17 protein-coding genes are annotated in these 22,623 nt (G+C 51.8%); 5 read left to right on the top strand and 12 right to left on the bottom strand.

What is annotated here, in order from left to right; translation table 11 throughout:
- Positions 1–3: 3 nt before the first annotated feature.
- The 3 genes from BN3277_RS02785 to BN3277_RS02775 all read right to left on the bottom strand — a co-directional run bounded on the left by BN3277_RS02785 (position 4) and on the right by BN3277_RS02775 (position 3,309).
- On the bottom strand, positions 4–882 hold the full coding sequence (locus BN3277_RS02785; RefSeq protein ID WP_059040784.1) for a carbohydrate ABC transporter permease: 879 nt from the start codon (positions 880–882) through the stop codon (positions 4–6).
- A gap of 15 nt (positions 883–897) precedes the next feature.
- Positions 898–1,884 (bottom strand): carbohydrate ABC transporter permease, encoded by a 987-nt coding sequence (locus BN3277_RS02780; protein ID WP_059040783.1) that lies wholly within the window; start codon positions 1,882–1,884, stop codon positions 898–900.
- A 96-nt stretch (positions 1,885–1,980) separates the two neighbouring features.
- A complete protein-coding gene (locus BN3277_RS02775; protein WP_059040782.1) occupies positions 1,981–3,309 on the bottom strand; it encodes an ABC transporter substrate-binding protein in 1,329 nt (442 codons plus the stop codon).
- Between the two features lie 243 nt (positions 3,310–3,552).
- Between BN3277_RS02775 and BN3277_RS02770 the strand changes: the two genes are divergently transcribed.
- On the top strand, positions 3,553–4,575 hold the full coding sequence (locus tag BN3277_RS02770; RefSeq protein WP_059040781.1) for a LacI family DNA-binding transcriptional regulator: 1,023 nt from the start codon (positions 3,553–3,555) through the stop codon (positions 4,573–4,575).
- Between the two features lie 45 nt (positions 4,576–4,620).
- On the opposite strand, the gene BN3277_RS02765 is transcribed toward BN3277_RS02770, so the two are convergent.
- Entirely contained in the window at positions 4,621–5,304 is a 684-nt protein-coding gene (locus BN3277_RS02765; protein ID WP_059040780.1) for a DUF554 domain-containing protein, read from the bottom strand.
- Positions 5,305–5,371: 67 nt separating this feature from the next.
- Entirely contained in the window at positions 5,372–6,265 is an 894-nt protein-coding gene (locus tag BN3277_RS24830) for a putative RNA methyltransferase (RefSeq protein ID WP_157688675.1), read from the bottom strand.
- A gap of 49 nt (positions 6,266–6,314) precedes the next feature.
- Between BN3277_RS24830 and BN3277_RS25435 the strand changes: the two genes are divergently transcribed.
- From BN3277_RS25435 to BN3277_RS02740, 4 genes are all read left to right on the top strand, one after another.
- Complete coding sequence (locus BN3277_RS25435) at positions 6,315–6,548, top strand: hypothetical protein (RefSeq protein WP_157688673.1); 234 nt, start codon at positions 6,315–6,317, stop codon at positions 6,546–6,548.
- A gap of 152 nt (positions 6,549–6,700) precedes the next feature.
- Positions 6,701–7,030, top strand: coding sequence for an ArsR/SmtB family transcription factor (locus tag BN3277_RS02750; protein ID WP_059040777.1), 330 nt, complete (start codon positions 6,701–6,703; stop codon positions 7,028–7,030).
- Positions 7,031–7,129: 99 nt separating this feature from the next.
- Positions 7,130–8,242: an NADH:flavin oxidoreductase gene (locus tag BN3277_RS02745; protein ID WP_059040776.1), complete on the top strand. Its 1,113-nt coding sequence runs from the start codon at positions 7,130–7,132 to the stop codon at positions 8,240–8,242.
- Between the two features lie 247 nt (positions 8,243–8,489).
- Positions 8,490–9,068, top strand: coding sequence for a TetR/AcrR family transcriptional regulator (locus BN3277_RS02740; RefSeq protein ID WP_059040775.1), 579 nt, complete (start codon positions 8,490–8,492; stop codon positions 9,066–9,068).
- Positions 9,069–9,143: 75 nt separating this feature from the next.
- Here BN3277_RS02740 and BN3277_RS02735 read toward each other — a convergent pair whose 3' ends face one another.
- The 7 genes from BN3277_RS02735 to BN3277_RS02705 all read right to left on the bottom strand — a co-directional run bounded on the left by BN3277_RS02735 (position 9,144) and on the right by BN3277_RS02705 (position 22,292).
- Positions 9,144–10,226 (bottom strand): Gfo/Idh/MocA family protein, encoded by a 1,083-nt coding sequence (locus BN3277_RS02735; protein ID WP_059040774.1) that lies wholly within the window; start codon positions 10,224–10,226, stop codon positions 9,144–9,146.
- 21 nt (positions 10,227–10,247) lie between these two features.
- Positions 10,248–11,399 (bottom strand): Gfo/Idh/MocA family protein, encoded by a 1,152-nt coding sequence (locus tag BN3277_RS02730; RefSeq protein ID WP_059040773.1) that lies wholly within the window; start codon positions 11,397–11,399, stop codon positions 10,248–10,250.
- Positions 11,400–11,414: 15 nt separating this feature from the next.
- On the bottom strand, positions 11,415–13,037 hold the full coding sequence (locus BN3277_RS02725) for an extracellular solute-binding protein (RefSeq protein WP_059040772.1): 1,623 nt from the start codon (positions 13,035–13,037) through the stop codon (positions 11,415–11,417).
- Between the two features lie 114 nt (positions 13,038–13,151).
- Positions 13,152–14,024 carry a carbohydrate ABC transporter permease gene (locus BN3277_RS02720; protein ID WP_059040771.1) on the bottom strand — a complete coding sequence of 291 codons (873 nt, stop codon included), beginning with the start codon at positions 14,022–14,024 and terminating at the stop codon, positions 13,152–13,154.
- 17 nt (positions 14,025–14,041) lie between these two features.
- Entirely contained in the window at positions 14,042–14,989 is a 948-nt protein-coding gene (locus BN3277_RS02715; RefSeq protein WP_059040770.1) for an ABC transporter permease, read from the bottom strand.
- A gap of 301 nt (positions 14,990–15,290) precedes the next feature.
- Entirely contained in the window at positions 15,291–15,896 is a 606-nt protein-coding gene (locus BN3277_RS02710) for an SGNH/GDSL hydrolase family protein (protein ID WP_059040769.1), read from the bottom strand.
- A gap of 129 nt (positions 15,897–16,025) precedes the next feature.
- Positions 16,026–22,292 (bottom strand): S-layer homology domain-containing protein, encoded by a 6,267-nt coding sequence (locus tag BN3277_RS02705; RefSeq protein WP_187380025.1) that lies wholly within the window; start codon positions 22,290–22,292, stop codon positions 16,026–16,028.
- Positions 22,293–22,623 lie beyond the last annotated feature (331 nt).

The following is a 22,623-nucleotide window of genomic DNA, read 5'->3' as shown; positions in this document are numbered from 1 at the left end:
TGATTAGTCTTTGATGCCCGTAAACGTAATCCCTTCGATGAAATAGCGCTGGGCCATAAAAAACAGCAGGATGACCGGGAGCGCCACCAGCGTGGACATCGCCATCAGGTAATTCCACTGCGGGGCTTCGTTCACGCCTCCCATAAAGAAGTACATCCCAACGTTGAGGGTATACAGCTTCATATCCGACAGGTAAATCAGCGGACCCAGGAAGTCGTTCCAATACCCCCGGAAAGCGAAGATCGCCACGGCCAGCAACGCCGGTTTCACTTGCGGTAACATGATATAGACAAACGTCTGAAAGAAGTTCGAGCCATCGATTTCAGCCGCGTCATCCAATTCCCGCGGCAAGGTCATGAAAAACTGACGCAGCAGGAATATATAAAACGGTCCCCAGGCCGTCCAGGCTCGCAGAACAAGCGGATCAAACTGTCCGACCAGTCCGAACTTCTGCCAGATCAGGAACGTTGGAATCAGCGTAACGTGGAACGGCAGCATCATCGTGGCCAACAAGACCAGGAAGATCAGGCCGCTCCCGGGAAAGCGAAACCGGGCAAACCCATAGGCAACAACCGTGGCGCTGGCCAGCTCCGCAATAATGCCCAGTACCACGATAAATAGGGTATTAAACAAGTAGCGGTTAAACGGCATGGCTGTCCACGCCTCGACGAAGTTATTCCATTGCGGCGGACTCGGAATCCATTGCGGCGGCCAAGCGAAGATATCTCCATCCGTCTGCAGAGCCGTCGACACCATCCAGAAGAACGGCACAAGGATGACGGCGGCTAAAAATATGACGATCACGTAAATGATGGCTTTGTTCAACCGTTTTAACGTTCTGCCGGCGAGAGCTTGAGGACTGGCCGAAGAAGCATTTTCCATATGTGACACCTCCTATTAGCGCCGTTCCGATTCGTAGTGAACCCACGCCGGGCTAGAACGGAATACAAGCAGCGTCAACACCAGGATGATGATAAACAACACCCAGGCGATCGCCGACGCCTCGCCCATATGCAACTGCGTGAATCCGCGTTCGTACACCAACTGGTTCATGAATTTGCCGGCGGCCGAGGTTGGACGGACGAACATCGCAATCGTAAAAATTTGCAGAGCTCCGATCATCCCCATGATGACCTGTAACAGAATGACCGGTGAAATTTGCGGAATCGTGATATGCCGGAACTTGGCGAAGCGGCCGGCTCCATCGATTTCAGCCGCTTCGTACAAGGAACTTGGAACGCCTTGTAAGCCGGCCAGGAATACGACTGTATTCGTTCCAAATATCCCCCATAAGCTCATGATGACAAACGCGCCAATAACATAATGCGGATCGCCGAACCAATTCGGTTTGTCGATCCCAAACAGCGACAGCGCCGGCGATAAAACATAGTTGATGATGCCCGACTCGCTGTTAAACATCCATCTCCACAGCAGCGCCACCGCTACCTCAGGCATCACCGCCGGGAGGAAATAGATCGTCCGGTACGTGCCGATCCCCTTGATTTTATTATTCAGCAGCATGGCCACCAGCAAAGCTCCAATCACGCCGATCGGCAGCGATAAGGCTGCGTAAAGCAAGGTGATCCGGATGGAAGGCCAGAACTCGATATCGTTCGTAAATAGCTTGATATAGTTGCCGAATCCTACCCATTCCGTTCTGCCGAAGATCGAGGACTCGGTAAAGCTCAAGTATAAGGAATCGAACAAAGGATAGATGGTAAAAATCAGGAAACCTACAATCCACGGGGAAACGAGCGCCAAGCCGATCGCCTGCTTCTTTTTCCACCCCAGCTTGGAGGCAACGAAGTATAGCACGCTCGCAATAGCAAGCAGAATGACAGGCACCAGCAACCATCGGACAAAGGTTGCGAGATGGCTTTCCATGCGGTTTCCTCCTTTCTGCACAGGTTGGACCAGTGGCTGGATGAAGAAAAGGAAGGAGGCTGGCGCCTCCCCGTCCTTCTCCATCACTAGCCTTCATTATTTAATCGCATTCTCCAGCAACGGTTTGACTTCCGGAATCAGCTTCGCCGGATCCGTACCCGCATTGATGATCGGGTCCATAAGTTGCGTCCAGTAAAGGTTATCCCATTCCGGATACTTCTCGGAATAGCGGTAAGGTCGGGCATATTGCATCGATGCGATGATCGCCTCCAGGGAGTGCGACTTTTTCGGATGAAGCTCCTGTAATGTAGCCAGATCTGCCAGCGATTTGCGCGGCGGCATGATCTTCCAGTGATGGATCGCATCGCTCAGATCAACCAAGGCTTCAAAAGCGGCATCGGCCTTTTTCGTCTTAGCGTTGATGCCCATACCAAGAATATCACCAAACGTGGCGTGGATTCCGGTTGGTCCGGCAGGAACCATAAAGGCTTGCACGTTTTCAATCGTGGAATCCAGATCATCGGCAGCCCCGCCCATGAACATCGCTACTTGCCCGTCGCGAAACATCTTGTCAAACCCGCGGTCCCGCACGATTTGCTGCGAAGGCGTCAGCGGTCCCTTTACCAGGTCGGCGTAGAAGTTCAGCGCTTCTGTGGCTTCCGGCGAATCGATCGGCGATTGGCCGTCTTCGGTGAGAACGTCCCCGCCGTTTTGCCAAACGAACATTTGGGATGGCGGCCAGCCGTTTAGCGTAAAGCCCCATTGAACTACCGACTTCTCGTCAAATCCCTCTTCGCCGGGATGCTTACCGTTCTTGTCCTTGGTCAGCTTTGTCATCGCGTCGGTGAACTGCTCCCAGGTCCAGGTTTCGTCCGGATAGGCTAACCCCGCTTCATCAAACAATCCTTTATTCGCGTAGAGCATGACCGGTTGCTGCAGCCAAGGCAACCCGTAAACCTTCCCGTCATGGGTGAACGGCTGAAGTGACGCCTCGTAATAGTCCTCCGTATTCGCCGCCGGTTTGTCGGAAGATGCCAACCGATCCGTAATGTCCAGCATCGCGCCTTCTGCCGAGAACTGCGCCGCGCGCTGTGCGCTGATCCAGAACAAATCCGGTCCCGAATCCCCAGTCAGCTGCGTAATCAACCGCGTATCGTATTCGGCAGGATTGGAATCCTGCACGATCGTATAGGTTGTCGATTTCTTGTTCAACTCGTCGAGGAGCTGCTGAAGCTCCTTGGCTTCATCCGCGCCGGCCCATGTCGTCAGCTTGACTTCGACCTTTCTGGCCGGTTCGGCGCTTTGTCCATCCTTCTCATTCTGTCCGCCTTGGCTGGCGCCTCCGCCGTTATTGCCGGAGCAGGCCGACAACAGCAGGGAAACCGCAAGGACCAAGATCATGGCCATAGAAAATTGCTTTTTCAAATGAATGACCCCCTACTTGATAGAATTACAAAATAGAATAAACACCATTTTGTAACGTTACAATTTAGATTACATGTTTAATTATCCATCCAATTGTTAGCGCTGTCAAGATGTGATTCATTTCTTTTTAAGCGTATTTAACAGCCATATACCGCTAATTATTTACAATGCAATAAAATTCGTGTATATTTATTTTTGTAACGTTACAAATCAGAGAGCGGTACACTCAGAGGAGATAAGAAGATGAGTAAAAAAGTCGTTATGCAGGATATCGCCGACCGCTTAAATCTATCTAAGAACTCCGTCTCCCAGGCGTTATCCGGTAAAGACGGGGTCAGCGAAGAAACCCGGCGCCTGATTCTCGAGACCGCGGAAGCCATGGGCTACCGTTACGCGAAGAAGCCGTCTGCAAGCCGCCAAGGCTCAGTGAAAACGATTGGTCTCATTGCATCGGATTTTGCCTTTTCGATGAAGTTTTTTGGAGAAATCTATCTCGCCGTTGAGCGAGAAGCCAAGAATCATGGCATCAATCTGCTCATTCAGTCCATCACTCCCGAGATGAAAGAGCAACTGATCCTGCCTTCTTTTATTAAGGATAACCAGGTCGACGGCCTCCTGATTCTATCGCATATCAGCACGGCTTATATCAGCAATGTAATTGCACGGGGCATTCCAACCGTCCTGATTGACCATCATCATCCCCTGCTTCAAGCAGACGCGGTACTGACCAATAACCGATTTAGTGCCTATATCGCCGTGAAGCATCTGCTGGATCTCGGGCATCGGGATATCGGCATCTTGGGAAATGTTGCGATTTCTCCAAGCTATCAGGAACGTTGGGAGGGGTATATGCTCGCCTTGCGGGAGCACGGCATCGAACCTAGGGAAGGACGTATACTCGTGCATACGGTGGAGGAAGAGGGGATCATCACTGAAACGATGAATCGTGTAGAGGAACAGCCCAGCGCCTGGTTTTGCCTAAATGATGGATTTGCGTACTACGTCAGCTCAGCGCTGCGGGGGCTGGGATACAAGATCCCTGACGAGATCTCCGTATGCGGCTTTGATAATAGCCATTATTCGCAAATGGCCTCACCCAAAATCACCACTATGGAGGTCGATCTGGCTTTGTTCGCGCACAAAGCCTTCGAGCAGTTGCTGTGGCGGATCGACAACCCCGACGAGGCTTATCAGGAAATTTTACTGCCCACCCATTTCATTGAGCGTGAATCTACTGCGGCCTCTACGTCACCTCGCAAATCGTAAAAAAAAGTCGATCAGGAACCTCTCCTGATCGACTTTTTTATGCCTTTAAAATCCAAATAACCCCTTCAGCAAAAACCAGATCACCGGTACCAATAGCGCCGGGAGCATGTTTAAGGTCTTCGCATCAATGATCTTCAGAATCGATAACCCCGAGCTGGCAATCAGCACGCCGCCAACGATCGAAATCTCGGTCAGCAACGGGGCCGTCAGAAACGGCGCCAAATAGTCGGCGCTCATATAGATCGCCCCCTGCCACAGAAATAGCACGACCGCGGTTAACGCAATGCCGATGCCGTAAGTGGATGCCAGCACCATCGAAGTCACGAGATCCAAGGTAGCATTCATGTAAAGGTAGGTGTGGTTGCCGTGGATAGCACTTTCGATCGGTCCCAGGATCGACAACGTGCCGATACAAAACAGCAGGATCCCCGTGGATAACCCTTGGCCCAAATTCGAGGTTGAGAAACGCCCCACCAGCTTTTGGAAACCTCCATCGATATCCAGCGCCGTCCCGATCAGGCTCCCCGCCGCTAAGCTGATAATAAACAGCACGGGAAAAGAACTATCCTTCATATGCGTCACCGCGGCGTTAATCCCCAACAGCGTTGCGGCTAAACCAATCGCGGTAAACAGCGCGGTCTGATATTTTTCCTTCAGCCCTTTTTTGAAGATGCTGCCTAGCACGCTGCCCGCCAAAATGGCCGCGGTGTTCACCAATGTCCCGATCATCATTCCTGCTCCCATCCGTTCCAAGATCTTTAGTCTAGTAAATGATAGCGTAATGCTGACCCGCCGTCTAGCCAAGCTGGGGGTGCCGGCCCAGCAGCAGAGCCAAGTCTATGGTGATCTCCGCGCTGCCCTGACTCGTAAATGCCTCGACCTTCGCTTGCTCCGCAGACCAGGCGAGCGGGCTCATGCGCACCAAATCACGGAGTTCATCAGCGCCCAGCCGCTGCTGGTATTTCAGATGCATCACTTCCACTTTGGAAAAATGCCGGCGGAACAACGCTACGATTTTCGCATTGGAATAATCCCTTTTATTGCTGTCGCCATGCAGCAGCTCCCGCAGCTCCCCTAAGTAATCTGCACCCGGAACAACTTTAATAAGAATTCCTTCCGGGGACAGAATTCGCTTAAACTCTTGATAATTGGCGGGGGACAGCAGGTTGAGGAGCACTTGAGCCGATTCGTCCTGCAGCGGCGCATGGGCCAAATCCGAAACCACCCATAGTCCGTCCGCATAATGACGCGAAGCCATTCGGATGCCTTCTTTGGACAAATCGATCCCAAGTCCAAGCCAATCCGACGGACCCAACTCGCGCAAAATCCCCCGCAAATGCGAGCCCTCTCCGCAGCCCATGTCGACAACTAGGCCACCAGATGCACGTTCTCCCTCACGAACCGTTCCTCGGTTTGCGATTATTTTAGCGATTGTCTCGTGTAATGAGGCATATAATCGGCTGTCCGTAATCATGTTCCGCCTTGCGGTAAATAGCTCTTTATCGTAATGCCCCTGGACCGGACGAGTCGTCAAGTTGAAATAACCTTGTTTCGCTCGATCAAAGGCGTGTCCCTCGGGACAGGTTAAGTTTGGCGGGTTAGTCCCGTCAAATCTCCCTCCACAGACCGGACATTTCAAAACGGAAATATATAACTTCGCGCGTTCTGCGCTGCTAAGTGGTTGATTCATGCTTTCCCTTCCTTTCCTGCGCCTTACAGAGCAAAGGGAAGAAAAGCCCATGATCATAGAAGCCCGGTCTAACCAGCGCAAATCAGGCCTAGAGGGCGCAAAAAAAGAAAGGCAGCAGGGCCGCCTTTCTTCAATCATCTATTCACAATATCCGATGAAGAGTTATGAAAATGGGCAGACTGATCCCGTTTACCCTGTTCTGGCGAACAGAGCCTTTGAACATATGAAATTACTTGTTCAAAGCGGAATAACGCAGTCTAATGTAATGCACCATTTTCCCTAACCCTCCTTATACTTGTTCAAGAATACATGATCATTATAATCGAGTTCCGGAGGATTTCCAAGAAGCGCTTGGCTTTGGCCTATCTCCTCTTTCTCGATCCGTGAAGTTTTTGATATACTGGGAACAAATCAACCCAAACGGAGGGGCAATCGATGAAAGATCAAGACATGCTGGCCGTGCTTAAGGCCCTTTCGAACGAGACTCGGCTGAACATTCTATGCTGGCTAAGGGAACCGGAGAAACTGGAATACGATCTGCCAGAGGTGATCAAACAAGAGTTTCCGGGCAGCGTATGCGTCGGCTCGATTCAGGAAAAATCCGGATTGGCACAATCCGTCATCTCTTCTTATTTATCCACCATGCAAAAAAGCGGACTGTTAGAATCCCGCCGTTACGGGCAATATACGTATTACCGGTTAAATGATACCGGGATCGACGCTTTCTTGGAGCAGTTTGCCGCCAAGCTGAAAACGAGAAAATAATTAGGGAAATTTTTCAATTCCTCTTGCCTATTTATAAGTTAATCTATATATTTAGATATATGTATTGAGGTTGAATAACTACGAAGAGGAGAGATTCCTATGTCCATAGCCAAAACGGCAGACGTCTTGTTTAAACCTTTTGAAGGCGGCGGGCTGAAGCTTGCCAATCGGGTGGTTATGGCACCCATGACCCGCGCCTTTTCGCCCAACGGCATCCCCGGCCCCGATGTAGCCGGATATTACCGCCGCAGAGCGGAAAATGGTGTTGGACTGATTATTACCGAGGGCACGGTTATTAACCACCCCGCTGCCGCTGCAAGTCCAAACGTACCGCATTTCTACGGGGAAGAGGCGTTGGCAGGATGGCAGAAGGTCGTCAATGAAGTGCATGAAGCTGGTGGTAAAATCGCGCCGCAAATCTGGCATACCGGTACGGCCCGGCAACGGGAGACTTTCCCCGAATCGAACGCCGATCCCATCGGTCCGTCCGGCCTCAACTTATCCGGCAAGCAAGTCTCCGAACCGCTGACAAAGCAGGAGATCCGGGAACTGGTTCAGGCATATGCTCAATCTGCCGCAGATGCGAAACGTCTCGGCTTTGATGCCGTTGAAATTCATGGTGCGCATGGCTATTTGATTGACCAGTTTTTCTGGGAGGTCACGAATAAGCGGACCGATGAGTACGGCGGTGATCTTGTCGGGCGCACTCGGTTTGCTGTAGAAGTTATTGAAGCGATCCGTGCTGCGGTTGGCCCGGATTTCCCGATCATCTTCCGTTATTCGCAGTGGAAGGATGGCCACTACAACGCCAAGCTTGCCGCTACCCCTGAGGAATTGGAACGCTTCCTGGCTCCGCTGAGTGCCGCAGGCGTTAATATTTTCCATGCCTCCACTCGTCGCTTCTGGGAGCCGGAGTTCGAGGGTTCGGAGTTGAACCTGGCTGGCTGGACGCGCAAGCTGACCGGTAAACCTACGATTACCGTGGGGTCTGTTGGTTTGAACTCCGAGTTCACCAGCTTGTTCGCTTCGGGCCAAGGAGGAGAAACGACAGGCATTGAGCAACTGGTTGAGCGCCTGGAACGCGGCGAGTTCGACCTCGTTGCCGTCGGTCGCGCGCTGTTGACCGACCCGGCTTGGGCGGCCAAGATCCGCGACGGCCGCCTGGATGAGCTGCAGCCATTCACCAAAGAAGACCTTTCCAAGCTGAGCTAAGTGAAAAAGACCTTTTCGGTTCACGCCGAATAGGTCTTTTTTTTAGCGGTTTTTGCGGGCGATGTCTATCCCAAACCAGGCCACCTGATCATAAGGGATAATCATGAAAAGGGGCCGGACAGCAAGGTATTTAACCGCCCACCGCCCATAGATTTGGATCAGCTGTTAAATATCTGTTAGGAACGGTGCATCTTTCTTTTACCGTTTGTTCTCCTATGCTAAAATGAGGCTGAAAGGGTGACAGGTTATGGCGCGAAGCAAGGAATTTGATGAAAGAGAAGTCCTCCTTAAGGCAATGCATCTTTTCTGGGAACAAGGGTATGAGAAGACTTCGCTTCAAGATCTGGTAGAGCATATGGGGGTTCATCGCCGAAGCTTGTACGACACGTTTGGCGACAAGCACACGCTCTTTATCAAGACGATGGAGCAATATGCGAAAATTACGGATGCCACCATCAAAGCCGAAGCCCAGCGCGGTCGTACGGCGAAAGAATCCATCCGTCTAATCTTTGATTATCTGATTGAAACCAACGGCGAGCGGCCGATCGGCTGCTTCTTTGTGAACTCGGCGACCGAGTTAGCTTATCGGGACCCGGTTGTGAGCGAATTAACGAGCGAGGGCTTTAACAAGGAAGAGCAACTACTCGTAGAGCTCCTCCAAAAAGGGCAGCAAGCGGGAGAAATTTCGGCTGACATCGATCCCCGCCTCCTTGCGGCTAGTTTGCATACGACGATGATTGGGATCCGGGTCCTCCGACGCACTTCTACCGATAAAACAAAGCTGCACCAAATTGCCGATGTCTCGATGGACATGCTCGATAAGTAACACGGCATGTTTGACCAAGCCAAAGCCCGCAAACCCATCGTTTGCGGGCTTTGCGATTAGCTGGCCGAATCCGTATCAGGCCGGTTCGATTCGGATCGCTTGTACCTGTGCCTCGATGCATAAAGCCGCCGCTTTAAAGGCATGCTCCTGCGTCATCGCATTTTCAGTTCCGTTCAGGATATCCAAGAGGAATGCACCGAAATAGGGGTACCCTACTTTCCCGGAGCAATCATAATGGAATTCGCCTTCCTGATTCACCAAATACAGATGATTGCCAGACGTTTCCCGGGCGATATCGATGTACTTGCGGATTTCGATATAACCTTCCGTCCCCAGAATAAGGGTACGGCCATCTCCCCAGGTACCCAGTCCGTCTGGAGTCAGCCAATCCACCCGGAAATAGAAGGTTGCCCCGTTGTCCGCCACCAGCGTGGCATCACCAAAGTCCTCGAATCGGGGGTAGTCCTTGAACTTGTAGTTGGTGACTTTGCTGTGCAGGACCTTCGCGTCCTTAGCGCCGGCATAGTGCAGGAATTGCTCGATCTGATGGGATCCGATATCACATAAGATCCCGCCGTAACAGTCGGGGTCAAAGAACCATTCCGGCCGGGATTGGGGGTTAGCGCGATGCGGCCCCGTGCCGATCACTTGAACGACCCGGCCGATCGCCCCTTCCTCGATTAACTGTCCGGCAAACACGGCACTCTCCACATGCAGCCGTTCCCCGTAATAAATCCCCCATTTGAGACCGGTCTCGTCCGTTGCCCGGCGCGCCCGATCAACCTGCTCCAACGTGGTAAAGGCCGGTTTATCCGCAAAATAATGCTTGCCGTGCTCCATCGCCCGAAGCCCTAACGCGCATCGCTCGGAAGGAATGCAGGCCCCGGCGATCAGCTTGATCCGCGGGTCCCCCAGGATCTCCTCCTCGGACGCGGCCGCCTTCGCTTGCGGGAAGGCCTCGATAAATCGCTTTACCTTCTCTGGATCGGGATCATATACCGCAGCCAACTCCGCCCCCGCCTCGATTAACCCGTTGCACATCCCGTAGATATGCCCATGGTCCAAACCGATCGCCGCGAAGAGAAACTCGCCTTCGCGAACTACCGGTTGGGGTTTTCCTTTTGGCGCGTAATTCATGCCATCCATTGTCTCCGTCATGGCGTCTGCCCCTCTCATGAATTAGCTGTTGCCGCCTGAGGTGATCGTATTCTCGCTGAAGTTCTCGATGCTGGTCTTCTTCTCGTAGAAGTACGTAGCATTCTGCAAAATCCCTTGCCGTGTATAAAAAGGACTCTCCGGCCCCAGCGGCAGCTTCACCGGCAACCCGGTGCTGGACGACTGATAAATCGCCGTAATCAGCTCCAACGTTCGTCTGCCTTGGACACCATCCACCAGTACGGGCGTGCCCTGCTCGATCGCGTTCAACACGTCCTGGATTTGGCCGCGATGGCCTTCATACGGAAGCTCGGGCTGCTCGTCGTAGACCTGCTGAATCTTAGCTTCCAGCGCAACATCCTGCTCAGGGAATCCGTTGGACTTCGAAACGGAAGCCGCCACTTTCCATGGCGCCGACACGCGGGCATGCTTGCCCTGGAAGATCAACTGCTGCTCCTGGCCGTGATGCACAACCGAACTGGTGAGCTGGGCCAACGCCCCGTTGTCGTATCGGGCGATGGCGATGGAGATGTCCTCCACCTCGGCATTGTCATGAGAGGTGTTGCTCATCACCGCCGTGATCTCAGCCGGCATGCCGTTCATCCATTGAAAGATATCAATATGGTGCACCGCATGGTTAAGCGTGCAGCCTCCGCCCTCCTTCTCCCAGGTTCCTCGCCACCACAAATCATAGTAACAATGTCCTCTCCACCAGTAAGAGTCCACTTGCGTATGCACGATCGGCCCCATCAGCTTCGTGACTAACACCCGCTTTAGCTTCATCATCGGGGTCGTAAATCGGTTTTGCGCCACGACGGATAATCGCTTCCCGCTGCGCTCGGCCGCTTCATTCATTCGATCGCATTCCTCCAGCGAGGAAGCCATCGGCTTCTCCACGATCACGTGCTTCCCTGCGTTCAAAAAAGCGATCGCCGTCTCCGCATGGGTATACGGCGGCGTGCACACCGATACCAGATCGATGTCACTGCGCTGGAGCAATTCCGTATAGTCAGCATAAATCTCTGCATCCAGTTGAAATTGCTCTGCTTTTTGCCGCGCCTTCTCCGGGTAAATATCGCAGATCGCTACGATCTGGCACTGCTCCGGAAACTGCAAATACGCTTGAATATGGGCCGGGGATATCGCCCCGGCACCAATCACCGCTACATGTATCAATCGGCTTCCCTCCTGTTACTGCTTATAAAACTCGTCGTAGGCGGCCTGTTTCCCTTCCATGACGGCCTTGCCGCCCATCGCCATATATTCCTCGACCTTCTGGTCATAGACCTTGTCGAATTGATCCGGTTTAGCCGTGACGATCTTGGCCAGCATTTCTTTTTCGAAATCCTCCAGGATCTTGGCGTATTTGATCTCGGCGTCCACCGCAATATCCACGCGAGGCAGGGTATACCCCTCGTTGGTTCCGACTTGAATGCTCTTGACCGTGAAATCCTTGAAGTCCGGGTCGAAGGCATTGGCTGCAATGTTCTTGTTCGGATCCTCCGTTGAAATGTATTTACCGTTCAGGATAATGCAGTAATCGTAGTAGTTGTACAGCAGATTCTGAGCCTCCGGTGTATTCAGCAGCAACGGCAGCCCGTCTTCACTCATTTCGTACGATACGCCTTCCTCTCCGTTTTGGAGCACCAAAATATTGCTCGGGTCGGCCATCCAGTTCAAGTATTTGATGGCGGCCTCCGCGTTCTTGCTCGATGCCGGGATCATCAGGTAAGCGCCGGTCGGTTCATATATCGGCTTCGGATGCTTCCCGTCAGGCGTGGAGAACGGATCGATCGCCTCCAGCACGGCATCCGGATTATTCGCCTTCAGGTTGGCGTAGTAACCGTTATATACCGGTTCATTGGTATTCGGCGTGCCTGCCCCGGCAACGCTGTTCACAACCTGCTGGGGAAATACCTGGCTAAAATCATCGCTGAGTGCAAAATCCGGGTCGATCAAGCCTTCGTTGTACATCTGGTTCAACAACCGGTAGCCGTCCTTGCTTCCCGGCTGCAGCCAGCGGGGCACCGAGTAGAGAGCCTTATCCGTAATTTCGTCCCATTTCCAGAAGGAATTAACCAATGGCATCATATGAAATACATCGATATAGCTGTAAGGGATCACCTTGCCTCCCGTTTTGCCGGGATCCTTCTCCTTAAAGGCACGCATGGCATCCACGAACTCCTCCGTTGTTTGCGGCAGCGGAAGATTAAGTTGATCCAGCCAATCCTTGCGGATGAAGGTGGTGGTTTGGGCTTGAATCACGCGCAGCGCAGGAAGGGTGTATTGCTTCCCATCAAATACGCCGTAGGGAAGGGAAGGCTCCAGCACTTTCTTGAGATTAGGTCCGTATTGGTCGAGGAGGGGTCCCAGGTCGGTTAAGCCTCCGCTTTTTACATAGTTTTGTACGGTGGGCTTGTTATACGTGAATACAATGTCCGGAGCGGAACCGGAGGCCATCAGGACGTTCAGCTTATCCACCTCTTCAGCGCGTGGTACCGTCACGAATTCAACGTCGATGTTGTTGGGGTCGCCGAAATTTTTCTGAATAAACTGGGTCATGAAATTATCCGTAATGGGCGGCTGTCCCGCCGGTGTATTGTTCCGGTCGAACAGCTCTACCTTTAATGTAATTCGTTCTCCCTTAGGTTCGGATTCCTTCGTATTATTCGTTGCCGCGGTATTCCCGCCGCTGTTCCCCTCTCCGCTGGATTGGCCGCTGTTCCCTCCGCCGCCGCAGCCCGCCAACGCCAAGCTGGCCGCCATAACCAACGCCACTAGAGCGAACATCGAAGAGCGAATTGGTTTGCGCATGATGATGCCTCCCTTTTCATTTAGTGTTTGTATATAGTGAACTTCGGCGTAGCCGTCTGAATCGATGGCCCGCCGAAGAGCAGCTATCGAAAAAGCAAACTGCCTCCTGCCCGGCTACCCTTTGACAGCCCCCTGCAGCATGCCGGAGATGAAATACTTCTGCAGCCAGGGATATACCAGCAGAATCGGCACGGTGGCAAACATGATGCTGGCGGACTGAATGCTTTGAGGAATCGGAGTCGCCGCGTTAAAACCTTCTTGTGCCGTGGCATCGTTCACCTGGCTGTTGATGACCATCTGATAAAGCTTGAGCTGAAGCGGGTACAGATTTTTATCGTTGATGTAAAACAAAGCGTCTTGAAACATGTTCCAGCGATCCACGGCCGAATACAGCCCAATGGTCGCGAGGATTGGCAACTGAAGCGGGAGCACAACCCGCAGCAGAAACCGGAAATGGCCGCAGCCGTCTATCCAGGCCGAGTCCTCCAGCTCATTAGGAACGCCTGAGAAGGAAGTCCTCATAATGATCAGCAGGAACGCATTGACCATCAGGGGCAAAATGAGTGATAGCGGTGAATCAAGCAAGCCCAACTCTTTGATGAGCAGATAGTTGGGAATGATCCCGGGGTTAAAAAACATCGTGACGACGATCAAGCCAAACATCACGTTTCGGCCCGTAAAGTTTCGTCGGCTTAACGCATACGCGGACATAATGGTCATCACCAAAGCGACCGCGGTATAGACGACGACCAGAATCACCGTCAGCGCCAGGGAACGCATCATGGAGCTGTCTTCGAATACCGCGGAATACGAGTGGAAGTTCCAGTCAACCGGCCATAGGAATACTTCCCCCGACATAATGGCCCGGTTGCCGCTGAAGGATAAGGCAAAAATATGGATCATCGGCACGACGCAAAACAATGCAAACAAGCCGATGAGCACGATGACGACGGTATCGATCACTTTATCAACCGGATTCCGGATCACGCGAGCTCCCTCCTTGGCTAGAAGATGCCTTGCTGGTTTACTTTTCTAGAAATGAGTTCGGCCGTGAGCAACAGAATCAGCCCAATGACCGACTGGAACAATCCAACGGCGGTCGCCAGCGCAAATTGCGCCGATTGAATCCCAACCGTGTACACATAGGTGCTGATCACCTGAGCAACATCCATGACGTAACCGTTCTGCAGGGCATATGGCTGCTCGAAGCTGATATTCGCCATATGGCCGATCTGAATAATAAACAGCACCACAATCGTTGGCTTGATCCCGGGCAGCGTGATATGCCAGATACGTCGCAGCCGGCTAGCCCCATCCACCTCGGCAGCTTCATACAGCTCCTTATTGATGCTAGTAAGCGCTGCCAAGTAGAGGATCGTTCCCCAGCCCGCATAGTGCCATACCCCGGCTCCCGTGTAGGTAAGAATCCAAAGTACCGTGTCTTCGAGGAACGGAATCGGTCGACCGCCGAGGCTTTTGATAAATTCATTTACGCTGCCTGTATTGGTGGCCAACAATTGGATGACCATCCCGCCGACGATCACCCAGGAAATAAAGTGGGGTAAATACAGCAGGGTTTGGCTTAGCCGTTTGTACCATCTGACGCGCAGCTCATTCAGCATGATCGCCAGGATGATCGGTATCGGGAAGGTCAGCAAGGCGAAAACATTCAGCATCAAGGTGTTGCGCAGCGCCTTATAAAACTGCGGCATCCCAAAAATCTCCCGAAACACGTCCCAGCCCACCCACTCGCTGGCCCAGATCCCCTGAAAAATGTTGTAGTCCTTAAAAGCAACCACGACGCCTGCCATAGGAATGTACTTAAAAACGATAAAGAACGTCATCGGCAAAAGCATAAGAAGATACAAAGGCCACTGCCGCTTCAAGCCGGCCATGCCATTTCGCCGTTTGACGGGGAGCGAAGCGCCTGCCCGCCTTGCCTCGGTTTGCATCGGCGTCATCCTTTCTGCTGATCGACTTTGGTTTGATCGAGTTGGAGCTTACTATACAACAGATGCTTTCCATGCGAAATTCTCAATAATTTTGCGCCTCCCACCTTTTTTTCGCGTACTTTTCACCTTTTTTATGGGACTCGCATTTTATTGTCAGGGGGATCGGACAGGGGATTTTCACAAAAAAAGAAGATGCCTCGAAGGGAGTCCTCCCTCAAGACATCTTCTTCAATCAATTCCTAATGGGGATCTTTATAGACCCCGCACTCAATGTCAACGGATCAAGTGTATCAATAGCTGTTTACAGCCTCTCCAAAAAAGCAACAGCCATCGAGGCGATTCGTTTATGCCCCTGCAAATTCGGATGTAGACCGTCCTCTGTGAAAAACGAAAGCGTCAGCTTGTTCAATCCGCTCTCCGCGTATAAATCCAATACAGGCAGCGCATAGTGCCGGCCCAGGTCCCGCACCGCGTTCGCATAATCGTCCAGACGATGCCCCGCCTTATTGGGACGTTCAGTGTCATATCCGTCCTTATCGCGCTGCAGCGGGGTCCATAAATTCAAGCGGGCAGCAGGGTTCTCCGACAGGATATGTTCAATCAGCGTCACATAGGCACCGATGAAGGTTAGCAGGTTCTTACTGTCCCGGTCGCCGAGCGGCTTGTTCAACCGGTAATCATTCGTACCGGCAAAGATGGTAACACAGTCCGGCACCGGGTGAATCCCGCGTCCGACATTCACGGTCGCCCCTTCATCCGTATCTCCGCCTGCCGCCATGGGGCAACCGCTGCGCCCATAATTATGCACAGCATCAAACCCTAAGACTGTACTTACCAGCGGCTGGTAACCATTAGCTGCCGTGATGCTGTCTCCCAACGTTCCCCAGCTTCTTCCATGCCATTTCATTATGCTCTCTCTCCTGTTCTCTCAGATTAATTGCTCTTGTTATGAGTTTCATCCATTCAAGAAAAACTAACCTGTGGAGTATAAATCACACAGGTTAGTTTCCATGTTTGAATAAGGCCCGATTGTCACTTAGCCCATATTATTCAGCATCGCTAAGGTCATTGTGATAGCTTCCGCCCTCGTTGAGGGGTCATTCGGGTTGAATCTGCCATTTCCGTCCCCTTTGATAAGTCCCTTTTCCACAGCCGTTGCCACATAAGGTCTTGCCCAGACCGGCACTTGTCCGGCATCGTCAAATGCGATGTTTGCGCCGGAGGTGACTTCCAGCCCTAATGAACGAACAATGATGACAACTAACTCCGTGCGTGTGATTTCCTTATTGGCCCGGAAGGTGCCGTCCTCGTATCCGGACACGATACCTGCTTTGGCAATAGCTTGGATAAATGGTTGAGCCCAAATTGGAACGGCATTTTTGTCAGCAAAGCTCAGTTCGGAATCATTAATCTCCAGCTTCAATGCCCTTGCTAACATGGCTGCAATTTCGGCACGTGTTACGTTAGCATTCGGCCTAAATGATCCATCCCCATATCCTGTTACAAAACCAAGCTCCACAGATTGCTCAATGGACGCCTTCGCCCAGTGTCCCTCAATATCCGTAAGCGTCACTTCAGGCGGGGCCGGCTCCGCGGGCGCAGGTGGTTCGGTCGGTTCGGCCGGTTCGGTCGGTTCGGCCGGGTCCGTTATTTCCGGTTCCTCTTCCTGTTCCGGCTGCGATGGACTCACTGGAACAGGATTTGGCTTTGGCTTCGAGCCGCCATCAGAGGAGGCTTCGGCTTGGGTCGTTACGACCACGCTCGGTCCATCCGCACTCCAATTGCCTGCCGTATCGCCCGCTTCCGTCTTAAACGTATATCTCGTTTTTGGGGTTAAGCCTCTGACGGTGTAGCTGTAAACGTCACCCGTAACGGTGACGATCTCCGATCCATTTAAGAATACTTTATAGTTTGATACTGCAATGTTATCCGTAGCTGAGGTCCAGGATAACGTCAAACTTGTCTTGCCGACATGGGTTGCTCTTATCGCTTTATCAGCCGGCCATGCCGGCACCGTTTCATCTGTCGGTGTTTCTGCCGGCACTTTGGCAGCCTCAAAATCCGAAATGGCTCGATACAACTCCATAGTGGCAACGTCTACGGCCTCTTGGGTTGCGGCCTGATTCATTATTTCCATCGCGATGGCCATCGCCGCTTTCAAGGCATCGACCGCCGCTTCCGGATACTCCCCAGGTTGATCGCCGATCTCGGCTCCGTCCACTTTGGATTGGGCCGTAACTAACGCGGTATGCAGATTCGAGAAATCCACTGCCGGCGGATCCACCGGATCAACGGAAGTATCCAGAATCGCGATTGTCAGCTCCGCTTCATGGCCCGTGTCAAACGATACTGAGAGACTTATATCGCCAGTTTCTTGCATGGCCAGGTATTCTTTCTTGAGCGTAATCAAGTTCCCGGTTAACGAATAATAGACATCTTCCGTAACCGAAACGCCGTCATGCTTAATCGCAACCACTTCAGAAGCCGAGTTCCATGTCACATCGATCAGGACATCCGTTTGCTTCTCAGGATTCTTGTCGAAGCTGGCGCTGCTTGGGCTAATTGACGGTTCCGCCGGGGCTGCTGCATTAGAAACATACTCGGAAACATTGCCGTCCCCGTCTACGGTGCGAATGCGATAAGTATCGCTCGAAAGACCGCCTTCGTCAAAATAGCGGGTTCCCTTCGACACCTTATCGTAAGGCGCTCCGTTCTTCTCAATCTCATAATAGGAAATCCAATTGTCGTCCGAGCCTGCTTCCCAGACGATTTCCATACCGTTATGATCCATATATACCGCGCTGCTGACAGAAATTAACTCTGGCGCAAGAGGCGCTGTATGATCCTGCCCCGAGCCCGGTCTTCCTTCGAGATTCAAGAAGATCACTTCGCCCGTCTTTAACGGGGTCAGAGGAATCCCCTCGCTCATCCACTGGGCTCCTGTTCTCGTGGCAGTACCCATACCGCCTTCCAGCGTAGATACCGTATATGCCTGTTCTTCATTCAGCCCTTTCGGGTACACTGTTACATTCGATCCTTCGAGCGAAGCATCAAAGCGTACGGTTATATAGCTCTTGCTTTCGTCTTGGCTGACTTTCTGCACAAAATAATACGGTTCATTCGTATCCGCCACAGGGCGATATACCTTTACATAGCGGCCCATGACACCCTGCGTCTTCAAATATCGATAAAAATCGGCGTCCTGCCGGATCGGCTCCAGATCTTCCGTCGAATCCGCCGCTCCCGCTACCGTCATTTGATAGCTGAGCAAAGCCCGGTTGGCTTTCGTATACGAACCTAAATCTCCTCTGCCATAGTTAGTGACAAGCTTGTCAATCGGGTACAGCAAGGATGTATAGTAGCCGTCACTAGGTCCGACAGCGCCTTCTTGCGGAATGATAAATTCACTGTAAGCCGCGCTGCCCGGATGAAGCAAGTCCGATCCGTTGCTGCTGATTTGCAGCCCTTTGTCAGGATAGTCGCGCTTGTAGTTTTCCACAACCTTTAACACGCCTTGCGCTCTCGAAAAACCATCCTTGTACAAATTATGGTCCGTCTTTAAGGCAAATCCTCCGAGTTCAGCCTGCAGGGAGCTGATCTTACTTTGAATATACTGGATAACCTCCGGCTTAGAAGTGTCCAGCCCTGCTTTACTTTGATCCATACCTGCTTTGTATTCAATGAACCAGTCCGGATGCTGTTGCTTCAGCTGTGAATCCTGTTCCGCGCCCCAAGGCGGCAACCAAAGCCCCAGGGATTGACCGCTCATGTCGGCATATTGTTGGTATTGATCGATCGGCATCTCCGCTTTCCAACCCCAATCCCCCACATGGGTCTGCCAACCCTCTTCGAGCCAGACCAGATCACCGCCGATATAACGGTTATTGCTGATTCTTTCGAATACCGAATCCGGGTCCGCGCCAGCTCCGTTGTATTGGATCATGTTTAAGTACGCCTCGTTGGTGTCCGACCATTTGTACTTGTACTGATAATCCGTGATGGCGTTGCCCATATCGTCGATGTCCCCCAAGAATACGCCTACTCTGGAAACAGGTGTAGAGAACGTCGCGTCAGGGGCAGCGGTAAATGTCCAGTTTTCTGTATCCAGTTTGTTGTAAACTGCTACCTGGACAAAGGTCATACCGGAGTTATTCCCGACTTTGGTCGTCCATTTCCCCGAGTAATCCCAAGTGAAGAACAGACCGTCCTGATCGTCCCTGTATTGCATGGCGAAAAACGGATGATTGATCTCAGTGTCCGAACTTTCAATTGTAGTCAACGAGGTTTTATTCACCGGTTGCTTAACTAGAACCTGCTCGGTAACCCCGTCGGTCTTGTTGACATTGACATGATAAAGGTCCACCTTGTCCGCAGCATCCGACATTACACGGTACCGGACAAGACGCGGTTCTGCGAAAATAGCCTCTGCTTGCTTCAGGTTTGTATAATCCGTCCATTCTTCGATCACCCCGGTATCCGGCAGCATTCGATAGTGTCTGGTGACCCTCATCGATTTGCCTGTAACAGAGACGCTAAGAATCAATTCGCCTTGATCGCCTTTCGTGACGGAATGAGTTTCATACGTCCATACTCTGTCATTTCCGGTTACGATAGGTGCACTGGTATTGCCGGGAATGACGGGTTTAATCGCAAATTCATCGGAAACGGTCTGCGTATGCGTGGAGTATTCTTTGCCTCCGCCAGGCGCCAGCTTATTCACCAGGCTCGTCATGAGAAACTTGCTGTTCTGAATTCGCACGACCTTCTCAATCTGATCTGTTCCCATCGTCCAAATTTTCTCGTTCCCCAAATCCTCAAAGCGGACGTAGGCGTCTCCCGATGTCGTACCGGACTTGTCGACGATGTTAACAATCAGCAACTGCTTGTAGCCTTGATCAAATTCGACCGTTACTTCCAAGCTGCCCACTTCTTGCAATGCCAGTAATTCCTTCTTAATCGTCAGAGTTGCTTGTCCGTCATGCGTTTGCCCGACCACATACGCATCGGACCCGATCGTAGCGCCATTCAGCTTGATATCCGTCACTTGCGTGGCATTGTTCCAGGTAATTTCGGAAATTACATCGGCTTGACGGTTGGGCGCTTTGTCAAACTCCGCCACACCCGGCTTGATCGACGGCGCATTCTGCACAGCCTCAACTTGACCGGATACGTTGTTGTCTCCATCCACGGTGCGAATACTGTATTGATCGTTTAGTGTACCGTTGACATCAAAATAATACGTACCTTTCGATACTTTATCGTACGCTTCGCCGTTCTTAAAAACTTCATAGTAGGAAATCCAGTTATTATCCGAACCTTCGTCCCAGGTGAGCTCCACTCCACTGCGGTCCATGTATCTTGCATTGCTGGCGGACACATTCACGGGAGACGCAGGTTCAATTTGGTCATTGCCGGAACCCGGTCTGTTTTCAAGGTTCAGGAAGATCACTTCGCCAACTTGCAAGGGGGTTAAAGGTATCCCTTCACTCATCCACTCCGCACCGGACTTAGTTGCGGTCGCCATGCCGCTTTCCAGTGTAGATATCGTATAAGTGGACGCGGGATCCAAACCTTTCGGAGTTAAGGTCACGTTAACGCCTGCATAGCTATTGTCGAAACGCACGGTGATATAGCCTTTATCCCCGTCTTTATTCATCTTTTGCACAAAATAATACCGGTCGGCCTCCAAAGTATGCGACGGGCGGTACACCTTCACATATCGACCCATCACGCCTTGATCCTTCAAATAGCGGTACAGATCCATGTCCTGCCGGATCGGTTCCAATTCTTCCATCGTACCATTGGTTTTGCCGGCTACCGTCATGGCATAGCTGAGCATGGCCCGATTCGACTTGCTGTATGAACCAATATCCCCTCTGCCTCTGCTCGTCAAAATCTTGTCGATCGGATACAGCATCGACGCATAATAACCGTCGCTGTAAGCCGGCGTACCGTCCTGAAGCAGGATGAGCTCGCTTAGTGCCGCGCTGCCGGGATTAAGTACACCCGCGCCGTCGCTGCAAATATGCAGGCCTTGATCCGGGTGATCCAGCTTGAAATTTTTCATTACCTGCATAACGCCTTGCGCCCGGGAGAACCCGTCTTTATACTGATTGAAATCCGTTTTCAGCATAAATCCGTCAAGGGCCGTCTGTACCTCATTCACTTTGCTGCGGATATAGTCCACAACCTCGGGTTTGGACGTGTCAAGCCCGGTTTTCCTTGCATCCATCCCTGTCGTATATTCGATATACCAGTCCGGATGATCGTTCATAAGCTGGGCTTGCTGCTCCGCACCCCATGGCGGCATCCAAAGCCCCAGAACTTGACTGTTTCTGGCGATGTATTCCTGATACTTCTCGATCGGCATGCCTTCTTTCCATTCCCAATCGCCAAGATTGGTTTGCCAGCCATCATCGATCCATATCATGTCGCCGCCAATATAACGGTTGCTGTTTACCTTCTGAAAGATCAGCTCCGGATCGGAGCCATATCCGCCGAAGCGGATGAGATTCATGAATTCTTCATTCGTTGCATCCCATTTATATTTATACTGATAGTCCGTGATGGCATTCCCCATGTCATCCGTATCTCCGACGAACACCCCTACTCTAGACAATGGCATGGAAACGGTTTCATCCGGTTTTAAAGAAAAAGTCCATTTTTCCCCGTCCGATTGGTTGTACGCAGCTGTCTGGATGAAGGTCATCCCGGAGTTATTGCCAACCTTTGTTTGCCACTTCCCTGTGTAATCCCAGGTGAAGAATACGCCCTCTTGCGTATCCTTATACTGAAGCGCTACAAAAGGATGGCTAATATCCGCCCCCGAACCGTCGATCGTTGATAATCCATTCATATTCACCGGGTTTTGCGTAAGCGTATGCTTTGGGCTGCTGCTCACTTTGTCGCCGATCATGCGGTACACGATCACATTGTCTGCCGTAGCGTCGGGCATGATACTGCCTCGAACAAAACTCGGTTCGGCGTATGTCGCCGCCGTCTCTTCCAGATTGGTGAAATTCGTCCATTCCTCAATGACACCGGTATCCGGCAGGATCTGATAGTTTCTCGTTACCCGCATCGTTGGGCTCGTCAGCGACACACTGAGAATCAATTCTTGCTGTGAGCCTAACTCGGTCGAATAGTTCTCCAGGCTCCATATATCATCGCTGCCGCTAAGCACAAGTCCGTTCGGATCGCCTTCGATGACCGCTTTGATGGCGAACTCGTCCGATCCATCGTTAGGATTCACATATTCTTTCCCGGCCCCGCCCTCTGCCAGCTTGTTGACCAAGCTTATCATCTGAAACCTTCCATCCTTGAGCCTGATCACCTTCTCGATCTGACTGGTACCTATCGTCCATACCTTCCCGGATTCGTTTTCATCGTAGCGAACATAAGCATCCCCGGAAGATGTGGGATTATCCCCAGCTATTAAAGCTGAGGATAATCTTTCACCTGCGTCCATCGAATCTTCACCCGCCGCATGGGCGGTTGCTAACTGAGGCATCAAGCTTGAAAACAGCATAACGGCGATCAGGAACCATCTATTAATAACTTTGATTTTGCATTTTGATAATTGCAAATCAACCTACTCCCTTTTCAGAGACTTCATTTCTCTTACTTAATAACGT

The sequence above is a fragment of the Paenibacillus rubinfantis genome (assembly GCF_001486505.1).
Classification (GTDB): domain Bacteria; phylum Bacillota; class Bacilli; order Paenibacillales; family Paenibacillaceae; genus Fontibacillus; species Fontibacillus rubinfantis.
The sequence above is the reverse complement of the archived record's forward strand: the minus strand, read 5'-3'. Positions and strand labels throughout refer to the sequence as shown.